Below are 19,575 nucleotides of genomic sequence, written 5' to 3'. Positions count from 1 at the left end.
AATGTGATCTGCGTTTAATTGCTTGGCGTATAGATATTTACAAAAGCATACACGGGATTAATTATTATGGTAAGTCAACAACCCTCACCACGTTGTGAACCTAATACAGGTAAATATACTGCCATGCCAGAAACGCCAAGTGCAGAGCTTATGCAAGCTCTGCTTGATGTAGCTACTTCGCGAGACAAAAGAGCGTTTGCTTACTTATTTGAATACTTTTCGCCAAAAATCAAACGCTTTGGAATTAAGCAATTTGGCTCTGAGGCACAAGCAATGGAGCTTGTACAAGAAACACTAACCTCAGTGTGGCGTAAAGCGCATTTGTATCACAGCGATAAAGGGGCTGCGACGACTTGGGTATATACCGTAATGCGTAATGCCTCATTTGATATGCTTCGTAAAATGAAAAGTAATAAAGAAGAAAATATAAGCGAAGATATTTGGCCACTTATTAACGAATCTCAAGATACAACACTTGAATTTAGCGACCACTTGGAAGATCAACAAATTAAACGTTACCTAGACAAACTACCAACCGCACAGCGAGAGGTAGTCAGAGGTGTTTATTTCCAAGATATGTCGCAAGAGCAACTTGCTCAACAATTAAATATTCCTGTAGGCACGGTAAAATCACGATTGCGTTTAGCCTTGCAAAAATTACGTAATGAAATGGGAGATCAGCATGATTAAACATCACCCTAGTGAATCTTTACTAGCACAATATTGTTCAGCGCAGTTACCTGCATCGTTAAGCGTTGCGGTATCTATACACGTTGATATGTGCCCAGTTTGCCAAGCAAAAGTGGCAAAACTTGAAGCCGCTAATGCAAAGGATGTATTTAGCGAGACGCCTCACGCCCCTGATGCATTAAATTTAAGTAACGACTTACAAGCACCAGATTTTGACGCCGACCTGCTAGATTTGATAACCGCCGATGCTAGCATTGATGAAGTTTACGAAGTTGAGCCGGTAACCGTACAAGTTAACGAGCATAACTACGAATTACCACGCGCCTTAACACGCATTTCGCATGGGCGTTTTACGCAAGTGGGTAAGCTTGCTCGCTCTCGCGTTGCTATTGATGATGGCCCATTGCGCTCAAGCCTTTTACATATTGGCGCAGGGGGCGAAATCCCCGAGCATACTCATACTGGTTTTGAAGTAACCTTGCTACTTGATGGTGAGTTTAGTGATGAAGAGGGCAGTTACGTGCCAGGAGACTTTATTTGGCAAGATGGCTCTCATCAGCACACCCCACTTACAAAAGATGGCTGTTTATGCTTTACAGTAGTCAGTAGTGCGCTACATTTTAATAAAGGGCTCAGTAAGTTACTTAATCCTATAGGTAACTTGATTTATTAAGAGAATTTATGCAAACAGACACAATAAAAATAGGTATTAGCGCCTGCTTAGCAGGCGAAAAAGTACGTTTTGATACAGGCCATAAAAAGTCTAACTTTTGTATGGATGAACTTGGAAAACATGTAGAGTACACGCGTTTTTGCCCAGAGGTAGCCGTAGGGTTACCTATTCCTAGGCCAACCATACGCCAAGTACGCGTAGGCGATACAATAAAAGTATGTCGCCCAGATGGCACTGGCGATGTTGGGCCTAAGCTAACTGAATACGGTAAAAAAGTAGCCACAGAGCAAGCTAAAAACCTAAGTGGTTTTGTTTTTTGTGCGAAAAGCCCAAGCTGCGGTATGGAAAGAATTAAAATTTATAACGAAGCGGGCACCGGCAATACCTCCGAAGGCGTTGGTTTTTTTGCTGAGCAAATAATGAAGCACAATCCATTACTGCCATGTGAAGAAAACGGCCGCTTAAACGACATGCATTTACGCGAAAACTTTGTAATGCGCGTGTACGCTTACAAACAGTGGCAGTTATTAGCTTCTGAGCCGCTAACAGTGCATAAGCTTACCCAGTTTCATTCACAATATAAGTACTTATTAATGGCTCATAATTATCAAGCTTACCGCGACTTAGGTAATTTACTTGGTACTTATAATGGTGATGATATTAACACTTTAGCAGATGAGTACATTCTTGGGTTAATGAACGGCCTTAAAAAGCCTGCATCACGCAGGAATAACTGCAACACGTTAATGCACTTGCAGGGCTACTTTAAAAAAGACTTATCTAAGGTTGAAAAGCAAGAGCTACGCGATGCCATCGACGAATACCGTCAAGGTTTAGTGCCTTTGTACGTACCGCTTACTTTGTTAAAACACCATCTGAAAGTACACCCTAATGAATACCTAGAAAAGCAGGTGTTTTTTAATCCTTACCCTAATGAACTAAAATTACGTTACGGCATATAATGAATACACTTTTTTGGTTTAGGCGCGATTTGCGCCTTTTTTCTAACGAAGCGCTTATTGAAGCGCTAAATAATGGCGCTAAACAGGCCATTTTTTTTATCTGCGAAAAGCAATGGCAACAACACAACGCCGCTCCCATTCAAATAGATTTACTAAAAAGACGCCTCAATTATATACGCGAGCAGCTAGCACAGTACGCAATAGAGCTGCATATTTTTGACGCCCCTTACTTTGACGATTGTGAAAGTGCGCTTTTATCATTTTGTGATAAACATCAAGTAGAACATGTAATTGCTAATAAAGAGTATGAGTTAAATGAAGTAAATCGTGATGCGCAAATACTTGCAAAGTGTGATGATAAAAATATTACGTTTACCCTCTATGAGGGAGATGTAATAGCGCCTGTAGGCAGTGTTAAAAACCAAAGTAACGAAATGTACAAAGTGTTTACGCCATTTAAAAAACAGTGGCTTAAACAACACCAAGATACTCACTTTAGCTTATTACCGTGGCCTTTAAAAAAACAGCTGATAAATAGCAACGCACAGGCCATTAAAAGTGATGGCAGCTCAGAAAAATGGCCAGTTGATGATGAAAGCTTAGCAACCATTGTTGATAATTTTATTTGCGACAAATTAAGTAGCTACGACGAACAGCGTGATATACCCAGCATTAAAGGCACATCGGGTTTAAGCCCTTATCTAGCTCTGGGTATTATAAGCCCTAAGCAGTTACTGGTTAATATTCAAAACCGCTACCCAGATATTTTAACAACATCTAAAAGTAAAACTTTTACTTGGGTAAACGAGCTTATTTGGCGCGAATTTTATCGTCATTTAATTGCGCAATTTCCTAAGCTCTCTCGTGGTGATAACTTTAACGAAAAGTACAATGGCGTTAAATGGCGTAAAAACGAGGCTGAGTTTAAGGCCTGGTGCGAAGGAAAAACAGGTTACCCACTCGTTGATGCAGCGATGAGACAGTTAGTTCAAACCGGCTGGATGCATAACCGTTTAAGGATGGTAGTTGCCAGCTTTTTGACTAAACATTTATTAATTGATTGGCGTGAAGGCGAGCAGTTTTTTATGCAGCACCTTATTGATGGCGATTTAGCCTCCAATAATGGCGGTTGGCAGTGGGCTGCCAGCACTGGCTGTGACGCGCAGCCTTATTTTCGCGTATTTAACCCTATCACTCAAAGTGAGCGCTTTGATCCTAATGGTAAATTTATACGTAAATATTTACCAGAGCTTGAAAAAGTGCCAGATAAACATATTCATTTTCCTCATGCATATTTAGCGTCAATAGGGGCTGATAAGCAATGTTACTGGCCGGCAATCGTAGATCATAAAGCAGCTCGCGAGCGTGCAATAGCTGCATTTAAGGGGTGATATGGAAACAGCATTACCGGTAGCAAAATTTGTAGAAATATATCAACAACTCGATAAATCAAACCTGCATTTGCTTAATGATATTTACAGCGAGCAAATTAAATTTAAAGACCCAATGCACGAAATACACGGGCTAAGCGAGCTTACCCGATATTTTTCTAATCTATATAGTAATGTTAAGCATTGTCAGTTTGATATTAGTGACACCTACGAGTGTGATGACAAAGCATTTTTGTATTGGACTATGCATTACGCCCACCCAAAACTGGCTTCTGGCAAAACTATATCGGTAGAAGGGCACAGTAAGCTGGTTTTTAAAGAAGGTAAAATTATTAACCACCGCGACTATTTTAATGTCGGAGAAATGCTATACAAGCATATTCCTATTTTAGGTGGCGTTATAAATTACATAGATAAACGAGCAGGGTAGCGATGAATATTTTAATTACAGGTGCAACCTCAGGTATTGGCGAGCAGCTTGCAATAAAGTACGCACAGCAAGGCAACACGGTAATTGCTTGCGGTAGAAACCTTGAAAAGTTAGCTGAGCTTGAAAAACACACCAATATTAAAACGTGTCAGTTTGATGCCACAGACCTCAAAGACATAAAGCAAGCAACCCTTGGCTTTAGTGCTTTTGATAAGGTTATTCTTAACGCTGGTAACTGTGAGTATGTAGATGATGCCCGTAACTTTGACAGCGCTTTGTTTGAGCGAGTTATTTCAGTAAACCTGCTGGCAATGGGCTACTGCCTAGAGGCACTATTACCAAAAATTAGTGCGGGCGGACAACTTGTGCTTGTTAGCTCAAGCGTTACGTATTTACCTCTGCCACGCTCTGAGGCTTATGGCGCATCTAAAGCCGGGGTAAGCTATTTAGCGAAAAGCTTAGCAATCGACTTAAACGATGTTGATGTTACGTTAGTGCACCCTGGTTTTGTTAAAACCCCCCTTACTGATAAAAACGATTTCCCAATGCCTATGGCCGTCACTGCATCAGAGGCCGCCGATTATATGATTAAGGGGATCAATAAACGCCGTAAAGAAGTTCATTTTCCTTATCGGTTTACGCTTATTTTAAAAGCATTACGTATTTTACCGTTACCACTTTGGTTACGTTTAGCAAAAGGATTAGCCCGTTGAAAAAAATAGCAATAATAGGTTCTGGCGTATCGGGTTTAACCTGTGCTCATTTACTGCATAAGCATTACGATATTACTGTATTTGAAAAAAATGATTACATTGGTGGTCATACCGCGACAGTAGAGATATCGGATGCTGGGGTTAAACGCGCAATAGACACGGGCTTTATCGTATTTAATGACCGCACTTACCCGTACTTTGAAAAACTACTCGCGCGCATTGGCGTAGACAGACAAGAAACACAAATGAGCTTTAGTGTTCATAATCAAGCAAGTGGTTTTGAGTACAACGGACACACCTTTGCCAGCTTATTCGCTCAAAAAAGAAATATATTTAGGCCTAAGTTTTGGCGCTTGTTAAGCGATATAGTTAAGTTTAATAAATTATGTAAAGCAATGCACAGCGAGCAAAACTACCCTAAAGATCAAACACTGGGTCAGTTATTAGATACGCACGGCTTTAATGACTTTTTTAAATACCATTACATTTTACCTATGGGGGCGGCAATTTGGTCAACCAGCATCAAAGAGATGCAAAATGTAGGGGTTGAGTTTTTTGTAAACTTTTTTTACAACCATGGCTTACTTGATGTTACAAACAGGCCGCAGTGGTATGTAATCCCTGGTGGGTCTAAGCAATACATTAAGCCGCTTATTAAAGGTTTTGCAGAGCGGATAAAACTAAATACCGACATTGAGACGGTTACGCGTGTAGATAATAAAGTAATTATTACTCTTGAAAATGGCGAACAAGCTGAATTTGATAAAGTGGTATTTGCGTGTCACTCAGATCAAGCCCTTGCATTACTTGGTGATGCGACTGAGCAAGAACAGGCTGTATTAGGTGCAATCCCTTATACCGAAAACTCGGTAGTACTGCATACAGATACCAGTTTACTGCCAGATAGAAAAGCCGCCTGGGCTAGTTGGAATTACTTACTAAACGAAAACACCGACAAAGCAGCGGTTGTTACATACCAAATGAATATACTGCAAGGTATTGACTCAGATACACAATTTTGTGTAACCCTTAATCACTTAGAAGGGATTAACAAAGCAAATATATTACGTGAGTTTACTTATCATCACCCTGTTTTTAACGAAGCATCCATTGCCGCACAAAAACTCAAGCACACTGTTGATGGCCAAAATAATAGCTATTTTTGTGGTGCTTATTGGTATAACGGTTTTCATGAAGATGGTGTTCGCAGTGGGGTAGATGTGGCTAAGCAATTCGGTGTTGAATTTGAATAGCGCTGTATACTTAGGCGATGTAAGGCATCGGCGCTTTGCGGTAAAAAACCATCAGTTTAAATACCCGCTTTATATGATGTGGGTAGATTTAAAAAATCCGTTATTGCTTAATAACATTCACCCTATGTTAGGTACTTTTGGGTTTAAAGCACTGCGTTTTAATCAAGCCGATTATTTAAACACACTGCCAAACTCAGAGCCATTAAGTATTATTGAACGTGCACAGTGCCAAATAGAAAAACTAGGCGTTAAAGAGACGTTTTCGCATATTTATATGCTTGGCCAACTTAGGTGTATGGGCATTTATTTCAGCCCTGTAAATTTTTACTTTTACGGTAATAGCACCGATAACTTTAAATATATGGTGGCTGAGGTAAGCAATACGCCGTGGAATGAACGCCATTATTATTTGGTGCCCTTACAAAAAAAAGTGAACTTTAAGAAGGCTTTCTCCGTATCACCCTTTATGAATTTAGATATGGACTACCATTGGCAAGTACAACATACAGCCGATAACACATTAATTCATATAGAAAATAAACGTGGGGATGAGTTGTTATTCGACGCGTCTTTACGATTAAAGCGAAGTCAGTTAACGAAGCAAGAAGTTAATAAATTATTAAAAAAATTTCCTGCGATGACTTTGTCTATTTTCAAAGGTATTTATGTGCAAGCACTTAAGTTGTTTATTAAAAGGGTTCCTTTTTTAGGTCATTCAGGAAAACCTTAGTATAGTTAAACAAGCTTAGTTGCGGGTAGCGATACAATTATAAAGGGTTTAAGATGGAAAAAGTCTCAAGTATAAACTGCCAAGAGCAAACTGGTTGGTTTACAAACTTATATAAAAAGCTAGTCACCAAAGCCTTTGCCAGTATTGAAACAGGCCAAATAGTGTTAGTTGAGAACAGTCGCTCAACAGTATTCGGTCAACAACATTCAGACTTAAAAACCACTATTACCGTTAACGACACTGCCATGTATAAAGCATTTGCGCTATCTGGCAGTGTAGGTGCTGGTGAGTCTTATATTCTTGGGCAATGGTCGTGTGATAACTTGACCAAACTCATCGAAATTTTTGCCATAAACCAAAAACAACTAGATGCTTTTGAAAAAAAATTCTCGTTTTTTAGTGGCCTAGCTCACCGTTTTAACCATCTTAAAAACAGCAACTCAGAATCTGGGTCGAAAAAGAATATCGTTGCACATTACGATTTGGGCAACGATTTATACGAGTCATTTTTAAGCGAGGAAATGCTTTACTCCTGCGCTGTTTATCCATCAAAAGACGCCTCTCTTGAAGACGCTCAACAAAACAAGCTTAAACAAATTTGTGAGCAGGTAGAGATAAACGAAGGCGATTCAGTTATTGAAATTGGCACAGGCTGGGGGGCGTTTGCGATTTACGCGGCCACACATTACAACTGCCATGTGACCACAACAACGATTTCTGATGAGCAATATGCCTATGTTGAAAACAAGGTTAAACAGTTAGGACTTGAAAATAATATAACTTTGCTCAAGCTTGATTACCGTTTATTAGAAGGTCAATACGACAAGCTTGTATCAATAGAGATGATAGAAGCAGTAGGACATGAATACCTACCAAGCTTTTTTAAGCAATGTAATAGTTTGCTTAAAGAAGACGGTGCAATGCTTATCCAAGCGATCACTATTGGCGATCAACGTTATCAACATTATTTAAAAAACTCTGACTTTATTCAGCAGTATATTTTTCCCGGTGGTTGTTTGCCTTCAATTAATGAGATGAGCGAGCAAATTAAGAACAATTCCGATATGGTTATTCATACTGTAAGCGACATAGGCGCGCATTATGCTAGAACACTAGCCGATTGGCGCACACGCTTTATTGATAACTGGCACACCCTTGACAGTGACAAGTTTGATGAGCGTTTTTACAGATTATGGTTATTTTACTTTGCTTACTGCGAAGGCGCTTTTAGAACGCGAGCAACCAGCACCGTTCATTTAACGGCGCGTAAACCACGTTTTACTAGTCAAAATGACGAAATTGCCCTTAATTATTAATTTTGTGCTTTTTCAAACAGTGTGGTTTTTATCACTGTTTTTAGAAGCTCAATCTGTTTTATACACCTCTGGTATTGTTGTGCTTATGTTTGTTTTATCAAAGCAGCATAAGCTCGACGCGTTGCTTTTAGTAAAAGCTTTACCAATTGCGCTGTTATGTGAATACCTTGCTGTGCAGCTAAACCTTTTGGAATTTAAAGTATCCCCTTTTCCGCTTTGGTTAGCCTTGCTATGGGCAGCATTATTGCTTTGCTTAAACACATCAATGGCGTTTATTACTAATCTAAAACTTTGGCAAGCCTATTTAGTGTGCTTAGCCTTTGCGCCAATTAGTTATTATTCAGGTGCTCAATTTGGCGTGCTTAGTATTTATTCACCTGTGTGGATGTTTTGGCTTCTGTACGGCGCACTGTGGGCTGCTGCCTTTACATTAATTCTTATTATTAATCAAAAAATTAAAGTGATTATAAATTTTAGCAAGCAATAACAGGAGCTTGTATGAATATCACCGCAAAAATATTTGCAATAACGGCCACAATGATTATGGCTACTTTTTTTACCCCATTGAGCTTTAGCGAAGAGCAAACTGACTTTAAAAAAGTGGGCGAGGCGCGCATGGAATATTTATTTTGGGATGTTTACGATGCAACGTTATATACCCGCTCAGGGAGTTACAAACAGGGGGCGCACCCCGTTAAATTTACGCTCACCTATTTGCGAGACTTTGCAGCAAAAGACATTGTTAAAGCCACTAAAGAGCAATGGCAGCATTTAGGTAAAAGTGATTTATCAGCTAAGTATGCTGATAAATTACTCGCGCTTTGGCCAGACATTAATAAAGGCGAGTCGTTAAGCTTACAAACATCACCAAGCGGTCAGGCTACTTTTTATCATAATGATAAAAAGTTAGGTGAAATTAGTGACTCGCAATTTGCCAATCAGTTTTTAGCTATTTGGCTAAGCCCAAACACCTCAGAGCCAGCACTTAGAAAACAATTATTAGGGATTTAACATGCGCAATATAAATAAATTTAAACAGCTATGTATTTTAATGGCCGCATTATTTTTAGTGAGCTGCTCCGCGCCAAAAGTAGAGCACTACAATAGCAGCAACCCAGAATTTGATTTTAAAGCGTTTTTTAGTGGCGATTTGAAAGCATACGGTGTTGTGCAAGATTATAAAGGCGAACTCACACGTAAACTTGTTGTCTCTATGAATGCGCGCTGGGAAGGTAACAAGGGCGTTATAGAGGAAGACTTTGTGTATGACGATGGTGAAACACAAAAGCGTATTTGGTATGTCACCCTTAATGACGATAATAGCTTAGTGGGACGTGCTGATGATGTGCTTGGCATTGCAACCGGTAAAAGCGCAGGCAGTGTGTTTCATTGGAACTACAATGTGGCCTTACCCTATGACGGCAGTACGCTTGAGGTAAATTTTGATGATTGGATGTACCTGGTTACACAATCGCGCTTGATAAACCGAACGTCTATTGTTAAGTTTGGTGTCGAGGTTGGGGAAGTGACCTTAGTTATCGAAAAAATATAGAGCAGTGTGTTATTTAAAGTGTGCCTTTTGTGTACTTAAATTAAGTTTTAGTTAACCCAACACGCTGTATTTTACCGAGAATTATTAAAATTTTACGCATTTTCGAAGTATTTAAGCAAAAAATGCAATTTGCTGTTGCTAACTCCTTAAAAATGCATAAAGATAGGTTTTGCGAAGGCAAAATAATAACGAATAGGAATCTAACAATGAATAAAGCTCAATTAGTTGAAAAAATCGCTACTGATGCAGAAATCTCTAAAGCTGCTGCTACACGTGCACTTGACGCGTTTACTGGCGCTGTAACTTCTTCTTTAAAAGAAGGTAATTCAGTTGCATTAGTAGGTTTTGGTACTTTCTCAGTTAAAGAACGTGCAGCACGTACTGGCCGTAACCCACAAACGGGTGCTGAGATCCAAATCGCAGCGGCAACTATCCCAAGCTTTAAAGCAGGTAAAGGTCTTAAAGACCAAGTAAACCCTTAATTGGCGTTTTACAGAATTTTTTAAAAAAGAGCTATTTAGCTCTTTTTTTTTGCCTGTATTAAAGTAGCGAGCTTACCTAAGTTAAGCTTATTTCCGCATGCCTAATTAGGTATTAATGCAGAGCGTTGTAAGGCAAGGCTTAGCATAAAAAATCCCTGCTAATTGCTTAGCAGGGATTTAATAAAAACGCTTAAGCTTTAATTAATTACGCTTTTAGTGCTTTGTCACCACGGCCGATCCCTACAGCACCAGAGCGCACCACTTCAATAATGTCGGTTTCATGGCGTAGGGTGTCTAAAAACGATTCTATTTTGTCTGTGCTGCTTACCAGTTGTAAGCTGTAGCTTTGGCGTCCCATATCTAAAATAGCACCTTGGAACACGTCTACAACGCGTGTAACAGCTGCACGTGTGGTTTCGTCTTGGGCGAATACTTTAACAAGTAATAATTCACGTTCGATGTGACTCATTTCCGTTAAATCAATAATTTTAAGTACATCAACTAATTTATTAACTTGTTTAGTAATTTGCTCAACGATTCTATCATCACCCATAGTGGTAATGGTGATACGTGACAGTGACTCATCATCAGTAGTGCCCACTGTTAAGCTATCTATGTTGTAGGCGCGCTGTGAAAAAAGCCCAACAATGCGAGATAAGGCTCCCGGTTCGTTTTCTAATAAAATAGATAATATACGACGCATTATGCTTTTACTCCTTTACGTAACCACATCTCATCAATGCCACCTAGTTTAATTTGCATTGGATATACATGTTCTTTTTCATCAACGTTAATATCTAAAAATACTAAACGGTCGTTAATGCTCATGGCTTTATCTATAGCAGGTTGTAGCTCATCTAAAGTATCTACCTTTATGCCTACATGGCCATAGCTTTCAACAAGTTTTACAAAATCAGGTAATGAGTCCATATATGAAGATGAATGGCGACCGCCGTAAATCATATCTTGCCATTGGCGTACCATGCCTAATGAGCGGTTATTTAGCGAAACCACTTTTACAGCCAAGTTGTACTGTAAGCATGTTGATAGCTCTTGAATATTCATTTGGATTGAGCCATCGCCGGTTACACACACTGATTCTTTATCAGGAAAGGCAAGCTTAACACCCATAGCTGCTGGTAAGCCAAAGCCCATGGTGCCTAAGCCCCCTGAATTGATCCATTGGCGAGGGTTTTTAAATGGATAATATTGCGCTGCAAACATTTGGTGCTGACCTACATCAGAGCTTACATATGCGTCACCATTAGTGGCTTTATACACTGCTTCTATAACAGCTTGAGGTTTTATTTTGTCGCCATCGGTGTTGTAGCTTAGGCACTTTTGCTCGCGCCAGCTAATAATTTGTCGCCACCAATCCTCTTGGGCACTGCGATCAATTTGAATGCTACTTTTATCTATGCCGGCTTGCAATTGCTCCATCACAGTGGCTAAACAGCCCACAACCGGAATGTGTGCTTTAATCGTTTTAGAAATAGAGGTCGGGTCTACATCAACGTGAACGATGGTTGCATTAGGGCAAAACTTTTTAACATTATTGGTTACACGATCATCAAAACGCGCTCCCAGCGCTAAAATTACATCGGCATTTGCCATGGCTTTATTGGCTTCAAGCGTGCCGTGCATACCCAGCATACCCACGTAATTTGGGTGAATACCCGAAATACCGCCTAAGCCCATTAATGTATTAGTGATAGGTGCATTGAGCGATTCAACTAAGCGGGTTAATTGCTCAGAGGTGTTAGATAAAATAATACCGCCGCCTGAGTATATAACCAGTTTTTTTGCTTCTAAAATTGCGGTAACCGCTTTGCGAATTTGTTTAGAGTGGCCCTTTGTATTTGGGCTGTAGGTTCTAAGCTCTGTTGTTTTAGGGAAGTTGTACTCAAACTTAATAGCAGGGTTAAGCATATCTTTTGGTAGCTCAACAACAACGGGTCCTGGGCGGCCAGTGCTTGCAATGTAAAACGCTTTTGCCAAAATAGCCGGAATTTCTTCAGCGCTTCTGCAGTTAAAACTATGTTTTACAACCGGGCGAGAACAGCCAACAATGTCAGTTTCTTGGAATGCATCGTCACCAATTAAGCTAGTAGGTACTTGCCCCGATAATACAACCATCGGGATTGAGTCCATATAAGCGGTGGCAATACCTGTAATACAGTTAGTTGCGCCGGGGCCTGAGGTAGCAAGTACAACACCAACTTCGCCAGTAGCACGGGCATAACCGTCTGCCATATGCGTTGCGGCTTGTTCGTGACGCACTAAAATATGTTCAATGTCTTCTTGTTGAAAAAGTGCATCGTATAAATCTAAAACCGACCCACCTGGGTAGCCAAATATATACTTAACTTTCAACTCTTTTAATGCCTGAACAACTAGTTCAGAACCATTATATTCTTGTTTGCTCATCCTCATTCCTCTGTGCGCTGTTTATGCATAAAAAAACCCCCGCGTAGTGCGAGGGTTTTTAAAAAGCAATTTCACTTTTTAATACATCCCCGCTGGGCTTATCACTAAGACCACTACGAGTACGATTAAAAGGTGAAGTTGTTTTTTCATAATTGTCACTTTATAAAAAGCAAAATGCTGCTTTAGATTAAAAATTCTATATGGGGTTATTTTTAAGGGTTTTACGTGCTTATGTCAACCTTGAAAGGGCTGTTTTGGATTAAAATTTCAAATTAATTTGTTTTCATACTAAAAAGTTGCACGCTATTTGTAGTTATATAAAAAATATGAAGAAATTATGCTAATTTTACCGAGTATCCATAATGGGTAAATAGGTGATTTGAGCGCTGTGCTTAATGCATATATTAGGTATGATAGAGCAATAATTTATCTGGGGAAGATACAGTGAAAAAAATAATATGGCTTGGCTTATTTCTTTGCAGCCTAAACCTTAACGCAGCAAATACCAGTGCGCATGACCCAGGTATTATTAACAAACAAAGAATAGAGTATTGGTTAAATAAACGCGCTGATACCCAACAAACCACTAACAAGCCAACGGTTGAAAGCTACTTAGCGAATACTGAACGGCTTAACCCTTCGCAGTTAAAACCTGTTTCTACTATGAAAGCCCGCTTAACCGCGAAGCAAGCCAATAAGCAGCTGCAATATGCAAGTGCGGCTAGCCCTAGCAACGCGCTAAATGAGGTTAAAGTACTGGCTATTTTAATTGATTTTCCTGATTTAAAGCACGATGACAATCAGCTAGTTGATGGTGATACCGATATGTATTACGAAAATTATACAAAGGAGCATTACCAACAATTGCTTTTTAATGAGGGTGGGTTTGTTGGCCCTGATAATGAAACGCTTAGCAGCGTATACGATTATTATTACGACGCATCAGGCGCTAGCTTAACTTTTAGCGGGCAAGTATATGGGTGGGTTAGGGCAAATAGTAATGCTAAAACCTATGGTGAGCGCGTAGGTAACACACGCGATATAAATGCCCCCGCACTGATAAAAGAAGCAGTCGAAAAAGCCACTGCACAATTTGATATTGATTTAACGCAATATGATTTAACAGATTTAGATGATATTGACGGCGATGGCATTATCAACGAGCCAAACGGCATTATCGACCATGTTATGGTTTTTCATTCCAGTATTGGTGAAGAATCCGGTGGAGGCTATTTAGGCGTTGATGCAATTTGGTCTCACCGCTACTACGTATTTGATGAAAACAGTGAACCGGTTAGTATTGCGGGTAGTAGCGTTAAGTTATCGGGCTATACGGTAAACCCAATAGATGCCAGCATAGGTGTCGTTGCGCATGAATTTGGTCACGACTTAGGTTTAGCAGATGAGTACGATTTACAGTCAAATACCGTGGGTGAGCCTGTATCGTCTTGGTCAATAATGTCTACTGGTAGCTGGGCTGGTGGGCCTAGAGGTTCACAGCCCGTTATGTTTAGTGCACAGGCGCTTGAGTATTTACAAAACAGATACCAAGGCAATTGGGTGAACCAGCTTAATTTAACCATGGAGGAAGTGAGCAGTCAGCCTCAGCAGTCGCTAGTTTATACTAGCTCACTTTCTCAGCAGCAAAGCCAAATTAAAGTGACACTTGCGCAGCAGCTAGAAAAATTTAAAACCCCGGTTGAAGGTGATTTTCAATTTTACTCTGGTACAGGTAACAACCTAACACACACGCTCTCACAAACCGTGACCTTACCTGAGGCGGCTACACCACTGACTCTTAGCTTTTTAGCTTACTACAGTATTGAGCGCGATTATGACCTTGTACAAGTAAAGGTAAATCAAACTCCTTTAGCTGGTAATTATACAATCGAGACAAATCCTTATTATGGCGATATAGGCCCGTATATAACTGGTGATTCGTTTTTACATGCAGATGCGCAGCAACCTAATGGTTTTTTAATGCATGAGTTTGATTTAACACAATATGCAGGACAAACCATTACATTAAGTATTGAGTATATTACCGATACAAACACACAGTATTATGGTTTTGTAGCCGATGATTTAAAAATAACAAACAACAATACTGTGATTTGGCAAAATAACGCAGAGCAGCCAAGTATTAACTTAGCGTTAAATGGTTTTAGCCGCGTGAGTAGTTATATTTATGCTAAACCAGCCCACTACTATATACAGCTACGTGCGCACAGAGGTGTGGATGCCGGCTTACAAGCAGAGCAATATTCACCGGGAGTTTTATTATGGTATAGCAATAGTGCATTTGATAACAACAACACAACTGATCACCCAGGGGGTGGTTTAAATTTAGTGGTTGATGCGGATCAAAAGCCAATTTATCGCGGTACAAGTAGCACCACACTTGCAGATACACCTATACAAGTACGCGATGCTGCATTTAGTTTATATCAGCAAAGTGCAGGTTTAGGCGATCAAGACTTAGCTGCCATTAGTGAGTTCAATGATCATTTTGATTACAGCTTTACGCAGCAGGCTGAATCAGGTGTGGTGCTTACTCCCCAAGGGTTTAACTTTGAAATAGTCAGCCAACACCCTGAAAGTGAAGCAGCAGAGCTTTTGCTTAGCTATGATGCGCTACAACAAATAACCACAACAGTAAACGAGGCAACCGTTAGCTTTAATGTAGCCGGTTTAAAGTTAACCCCCACAGATACATTTTTATGGGACTTTGGTGATGGGCAATCGAGTACTGAGCTAAGTCCTACACATACCTATGCCGATTACGGCACATACAGCGTTACCTTTTCGGTAATGGGTGAGATGACTACGCAAACACAAACTAAACAAATTACCATCACAAAACCGCTAGAAATTGAAAATTTAACGTATCAGTTAAACGGTGCGACTTTATCTGCTCAAGCAATCGTAACTGGCGGTAAAGCACCTTACAACATGAGTTGGCTTATAGATGGTGAACCCGTATCGCAAACTGAAAACCTAGATTACCAATTTAGCTACTCTGGAGATTATACCCTCGCGTTAATAGTAACTGATACGCAAGGAATAAGTGTTAGCCAACAGCATGCTTTGAGTGTTAATGCACCGCTGCAATTAAGTACACGCCATACGGCAAATAACTTAGCGGTACAATTTAATAGCTCACCATTAGGTGGATCTGGTAATTATACATATAGCTGGGATTATGGCGATAGCAGCCCACTAGGTACAACGCAAAACCCAAGTCATAATTACCAAGGTGCAGGTAGTTATTCAGTAAAACTTGTGCTCACAGACAGTCAAACCAATGAAGTTATAAGTAGTGAGCTAACAGTCTCGGTACAAGAAGCGCAAAGTGAATCGTCATCAAGTGGTGGGGCAATAGGTTATTTAATTGTGCTATTAGTGATAAGTGGATTTTACCGGCGTACCAGCAATAAAGTTTAATGATTTTGTGAAGCAATACCAATCGACTTAAATGTCTAATAACTTAACACCAGTGGTATAAAAGGTGATGCTCGCTGCATTAAAAATTCTATTTAAAATAAATAGCGTAGTTATGCCAAGTGATGTAATTAGCAAAGGTTAAAATACAAAAAAGCCAGCAATATGCTGGCTTTTAGGCTTAAAACAAGATTAACCTTGTTAAATTATAAACGGTCGATTACTGATTGAGTGAAATCAGTTGTACCGTGGCTGCCGCCTAAGTCACGTGTTGTGCGATCGCCTGATTTAATTACATCAGCTACTGCGCTGCGAATACGCTCAGCCGTGTCGCCCATATCTAAGTGCTCAAGCATTTGGATAGACGCTAAAATTACTGAAGTAGGGTTTGCTAGGTTTTTGCCAGCAATATCTGGTGCACTACCGTGAACGGCTTCAAAAATAGCAGCATCTTCACCAATGTTTGCACCTGGTGCCATACCTAAACCGCCAACTAAACCAGCACAAAGATCAGATAAAATGTCGCCAAATAAGTTAGTTGTTACTACAACGTCAAACTCTTCTGGTGTCATAACTAGCTTCATACATGTTGCGTCAACAATCATTTCAGTTGATTCAATTTGCGGGTAACGCTCAGCAACTTCACGTGCAACTTTTAAAAATAAGCCAGAGGTAGATTTTAAGATATTTGCTTTGTGTACTGCGGTTACTTTTTTACGGCCTTCACGTACTGCTAACTCGTAGGCAAAAGTGATGATTTTCTCAGCGCCTTCGCGAGTAATTACAGATTTAGCTTCTGCTTCGTTACCGTCTTCGCTTACTACTTGGCCTAAACCTGAGTACATACCTTGGGTATTTTCACGAATAGTAATGATATCGATATCATCGTAACGTGCTTTAGTACCAACAAATGATTTAACAGGGCGTACGTTTGCGTATAAACCAAATTGCTTACGTAATGTTACGTTAATAGACGTAAAACCTTCACCTACCGGCGTCGTTAGTGGGCCTTTAAGAGTGATTTTGTTTTTAGCGATTGTATCAATTGTTTCTTGAGGAAGTAGCTCGCCAGTTTTTTCTAGTGCAGCAAGGCCTGCATCAACAAATTCATAATCAAAATCGCAACCTGCGGCTTTTAATATTTCAAGTGCTGAGTCGATAATGCTCGGACCGATGCCGTCGCCTTTGATCACTGTGATGGTTTGTTTGGCCATTGACTTTTCCTTTAAAAGAATAAAAAACGCACATAAATTATTACTAATAATAGTAACTGCTTGTTAGGTCATTTATGTGACGTATGTGGATATATTTTGAGGGCGCATTTATACCAACTTATCGCCCATTTTGCCAGTTTATACTATAAATACAGGGTATAACCTGTGCTTATAGTCAGCATAAGTGACTTAAATGCTGTTATATAGCGATAAGCCTTGCAGTTGCGCAAAAAAATCATCCTCAGATTTAAAGCCTTGTGCTTTTAGCTGCGCATTTAAAGTTTGTTTTTGCCAAGGCGTTAAAGGCAGAGCGGGTTTAAAAATAGTTTGCGCCACGACCTTTAAACTAATCCATAATTTGTGCTGCTCGTTTAGCTCTTTTTTAGGTTGTTGTTCAGCATCGAGTAGGGGCTTGGTCCATGGATTATCACTCAGTAGTTGTGTTAATTCTGTATTTAAATGTTCATTATTAATCGTTTCCACCCCAAAAAAGGCTGCTAATGGGGCACTATAAGTTTGGTTAGGCACACTACTTATGGTTACTTTTGCACAGAGCTGTGCACTGCAGTGGGTTAATAAATAATGCACGTAACCATAGATAGGCAAGGCTATATGTTCAAACTGCTGTTTTGGGTTATTGCTTACCATTAAAGCTAAAATACTAATAAAGCTATTAAGTTTATTCAGTACGATGTGTTTGTGCGGATGATGTGATGTATCCACTAATTGCTCAAATATAACCCGCTGAATAATCGCCGGTGCATTATCGTAGCCGACCATCGACAAGCTATGGCGTAAGTCTTTGGCGGCTTGGTGCTGATTGTTATAGGGCCTGACTGCTTGGCAGAGCTTCTGTGTTATTTCACTAAAAGGGGCCAGTAACTTATCTAAGCCTTTAAAGCTATATTCATGCGCTACTTTTATATGACTTACTAATGCTATTAATTCGGCCTTTGAACTTATCTGCGGCGAGGCTTTACGTACCAGGTGCTCATTGTTCCAGGCTAAAAATAATACCCGTTTATCAGTACATAGCCATTGCATTGGTTGATCTTTAAGTGAGGTTTTAACCTTGTACCACGCCAGTTTTTTCTCATTATTGGCATTAATAAGTATATGCTTATTAGCCTCATCACTTGCTAGATAAACCATTGCTTGGTCGCTGTAAACAATTTTACTGCCTGGCAGGTGTGGGCCTATATGCGCTATTAAATCCTTAATTAAGCTTTGCGCAAATGGGTTAGCTGTTTTGACATACAATTCACCCAAAGCTTTGTAAAAATTTAATGGGTTCTTTTTCGATGTATAGGTGATGTTCATCGCGATAATATTACTTAATGCACACAAGGTTATGGCATTGTCATATAGCATTATGTCGCTAGTACTTAGTAAAGCTTGCTTATACTTATTTAGTTTAGCCAACATACGCACGCTATTTTGGGTAGGGTGCTGTGCACTGACCAACACTTTTGCTGCTAGCTGATGGCGAAAACGCCATATTTTTTTATCGCTGAGTGTAAGCATTTGCTGCTGCGCAATTTTATTATGCTGCGCTACAACGCAGCAATGTTCTACCAATGCAACACCAATATAAAGCTCGGTTAGTTCGTCATCAAATTGCTGGCTAGCGCACAGTGCGGTGCTAATAACACATTGGTTAATAACGAGGTTTGTAGCAAAGTCGTAGTGGCTGGTGTACAAGCTTAAACGCGCTTGTAAAGCGTGCGGGTGTTGCTGATACAAAACGCGATAGTGCTGGGCTGTTTGTACAACAAGCGGATAAAGATGTTGCCACTGCGTTTTGTCACTATAAATTGTTAGTATTTGATGTGTGTTATGCAGTAACCGCACTAACTGTTTTGAAATGGGCTCATCCATTGGCCATCACCTGATCTTTTCCTGATAAGTTGTATAGGCGCTGGGGCCCCATAAAAATAACTCACCATTTTTAAATAATAAGCCGGTGCATTCATCCATCGTGGTTATGCCATCTGAAGTTTGGTGCTGAGTACGGTAAAAAACAATCTGCCATACTTGGTCTTTGTTACGTTTGGCATAGGTTAAATCGGGGCTTCCTAAATAATCGAGTACACTGTTTAAAGTAACCGCCTCATCAATTGACAGCTTTCTTATGTATCGCTCGTTAAAAGCCTCACGGTCTTGCCAAATCATTGCTTGCGGGTCATCTTTATAAAAGGTGATCACTAAAGTCGCAATGAGTGCATACAAGCCTAACCCTAATATTAAGTATCTTATAAACTTTTTAATCATTTTTAACTCACACTCGCAACAATAAAGTGA

The 19,575-nt window shown here is 39.9% G+C and carries 19 protein-coding genes; 14 read left to right on the top strand and 5 right to left on the bottom strand.

Annotation, left to right across the window (positions count from 1 at the left end):
- Positions 1-66 precede the first annotated feature (66 nt).
- The 13 genes from PSH41_RS05985 to PSH41_RS05925 all read left to right on the top strand — a co-directional run bounded on the left by PSH41_RS05985 (position 67) and on the right by PSH41_RS05925 (position 10,192).
- Positions 67-690 (top strand): sigma-70 family RNA polymerase sigma factor, encoded by a 624-nt coding sequence (locus tag PSH41_RS05985; RefSeq protein WP_004586416.1) that lies wholly within the window; start codon positions 67-69, stop codon positions 688-690.
- A complete protein-coding gene (locus PSH41_RS05980; RefSeq protein WP_054981919.1) occupies positions 683-1,363 on the top strand; it encodes a ChrR family anti-sigma-E factor in 681 nt (226 codons plus the stop codon). The genes PSH41_RS05985 and PSH41_RS05980 overlap by 8 nt, the downstream gene beginning before the upstream one ends.
- An 8-nt stretch (positions 1,364-1,371) precedes the next feature.
- The gene (locus tag PSH41_RS05975; RefSeq protein WP_273588489.1) at positions 1,372-2,325 is read left to right on the top strand and encodes a YbgA family protein; all 954 of its coding nucleotides are present in this window, start codon (positions 1,372-1,374) and stop codon (positions 2,323-2,325) included.
- Positions 2,325-3,716, top strand: a complete 1,392-nt coding sequence (gene phrB / locus PSH41_RS05970) for a deoxyribodipyrimidine photo-lyase (protein WP_273588490.1) — start codon at positions 2,325-2,327, stop codon at positions 3,714-3,716. The genes PSH41_RS05975 and phrB overlap by 1 nt, the downstream gene beginning before the upstream one ends.
- A 1-nt stretch (position 3,717) precedes the next feature.
- On the top strand, positions 3,718-4,146 hold the full coding sequence (locus PSH41_RS05965; RefSeq protein ID WP_096042973.1) for a nuclear transport factor 2 family protein: 429 nt from the start codon (positions 3,718-3,720) through the stop codon (positions 4,144-4,146).
- Between the two features lie 2 nt (positions 4,147-4,148).
- Positions 4,149-4,859 (top strand): SDR family NAD(P)-dependent oxidoreductase, encoded by a 711-nt coding sequence (locus PSH41_RS05960; RefSeq protein ID WP_248531905.1) that lies wholly within the window; start codon positions 4,149-4,151, stop codon positions 4,857-4,859.
- Entirely contained in the window at positions 4,856-6,112 is a 1,257-nt protein-coding gene (locus PSH41_RS05955; protein WP_273588491.1) for an NAD(P)/FAD-dependent oxidoreductase, read from the top strand. The genes PSH41_RS05960 and PSH41_RS05955 overlap by 4 nt, the downstream gene beginning before the upstream one ends.
- Positions 6,105-6,842, top strand: a complete 738-nt coding sequence (locus PSH41_RS05950; RefSeq protein WP_054981923.1) for a DUF1365 domain-containing protein — start codon at positions 6,105-6,107, stop codon at positions 6,840-6,842. The genes PSH41_RS05955 and PSH41_RS05950 overlap by 8 nt, the downstream gene beginning before the upstream one ends.
- 53 nt (positions 6,843-6,895) lie before the next feature.
- The gene (locus PSH41_RS05945) at positions 6,896-8,158 is read left to right on the top strand and encodes an SAM-dependent methyltransferase (protein WP_273588492.1); all 1,263 of its coding nucleotides are present in this window, start codon (positions 6,896-6,898) and stop codon (positions 8,156-8,158) included.
- Positions 8,133-8,645: a DUF2878 domain-containing protein gene (locus PSH41_RS05940; RefSeq protein ID WP_273588493.1), complete on the top strand. Its 513-nt coding sequence runs from the start codon at positions 8,133-8,135 to the stop codon at positions 8,643-8,645. The genes PSH41_RS05945 and PSH41_RS05940 overlap by 26 nt, the downstream gene beginning before the upstream one ends.
- A gap of 50 nt (positions 8,646-8,695) precedes the next feature.
- Positions 8,696-9,169 (top strand): chalcone isomerase family protein, encoded by a 474-nt coding sequence (locus tag PSH41_RS05935; RefSeq protein WP_273588608.1) that lies wholly within the window; start codon positions 8,696-8,698, stop codon positions 9,167-9,169.
- Between the two features lies 1 nt (position 9,170).
- A complete protein-coding gene (locus PSH41_RS05930) occupies positions 9,171-9,710 on the top strand; it encodes a DUF3833 domain-containing protein (RefSeq protein ID WP_273588494.1) in 540 nt (179 codons plus the stop codon).
- 206 nt (positions 9,711-9,916) lie between these two features.
- On the top strand, positions 9,917-10,192 hold the full coding sequence (locus tag PSH41_RS05925) for an HU family DNA-binding protein (RefSeq protein ID WP_004586404.1): 276 nt from the start codon (positions 9,917-9,919) through the stop codon (positions 10,190-10,192).
- A gap of 205 nt (positions 10,193-10,397) precedes the next feature.
- Here PSH41_RS05925 and ilvN read toward each other — a convergent pair whose 3' ends face one another.
- Positions 10,398-10,895, bottom strand: coding sequence for an acetolactate synthase small subunit (ilvN, locus tag PSH41_RS05920; RefSeq protein WP_004586403.1), 498 nt, complete (start codon positions 10,893-10,895; stop codon positions 10,398-10,400).
- Complete coding sequence (locus PSH41_RS05915) at positions 10,895-12,619, bottom strand: acetolactate synthase 3 large subunit (RefSeq protein ID WP_054981927.1); 1,725 nt, start codon at positions 12,617-12,619, stop codon at positions 10,895-10,897. Before PSH41_RS05915 ends, ilvN begins: the two co-directional genes overlap by 1 nt.
- Before the next feature lie 444 nt (positions 12,620-13,063).
- Between PSH41_RS05915 and PSH41_RS05910 the strand changes: the two genes are divergently transcribed.
- Positions 13,064-16,063, top strand: coding sequence for an immune inhibitor A domain-containing protein (locus PSH41_RS05910; RefSeq protein WP_273588495.1), 3,000 nt, complete (start codon positions 13,064-13,066; stop codon positions 16,061-16,063).
- 203 nt (positions 16,064-16,266) lie between these two features.
- Here the strand turns inward: PSH41_RS05910 and PSH41_RS05905 are convergent, their stop codons facing one another.
- The 3 genes from PSH41_RS05905 to PSH41_RS05895 all read right to left on the bottom strand — a co-directional run bounded on the left by PSH41_RS05905 (position 16,267) and on the right by PSH41_RS05895 (position 19,545).
- On the bottom strand, positions 16,267-17,274 hold the full coding sequence (locus PSH41_RS05905; protein ID WP_004586400.1) for an isocitrate dehydrogenase: 1,008 nt from the start codon (positions 17,272-17,274) through the stop codon (positions 16,267-16,269).
- A 189-nt stretch (positions 17,275-17,463) separates the two neighbouring features.
- Positions 17,464-19,152: a hypothetical protein gene (locus PSH41_RS05900; protein WP_273588496.1), complete on the bottom strand. Its 1,689-nt coding sequence runs from the start codon at positions 19,150-19,152 to the stop codon at positions 17,464-17,466.
- A gap of 6 nt (positions 19,153-19,158) precedes the next feature.
- Positions 19,159-19,545, bottom strand: coding sequence for a DUF3192 domain-containing protein (locus tag PSH41_RS05895; protein ID WP_004586398.1), 387 nt, complete (start codon positions 19,543-19,545; stop codon positions 19,159-19,161).
- Between the last annotated feature and the right edge of the window lie 30 nt (positions 19,546-19,575).

This window comes from Pseudoalteromonas sp. CST2 (genome assembly GCF_028599385.1).
In the GTDB taxonomy this organism is placed as follows: Bacteria; Pseudomonadota; Gammaproteobacteria; order Enterobacterales; family Alteromonadaceae; genus Pseudoalteromonas; species Pseudoalteromonas atlantica.
Note: the sequence above shows the minus strand (reverse complement) of the source record. Positions and strands in the feature narration are given on the sequence as shown.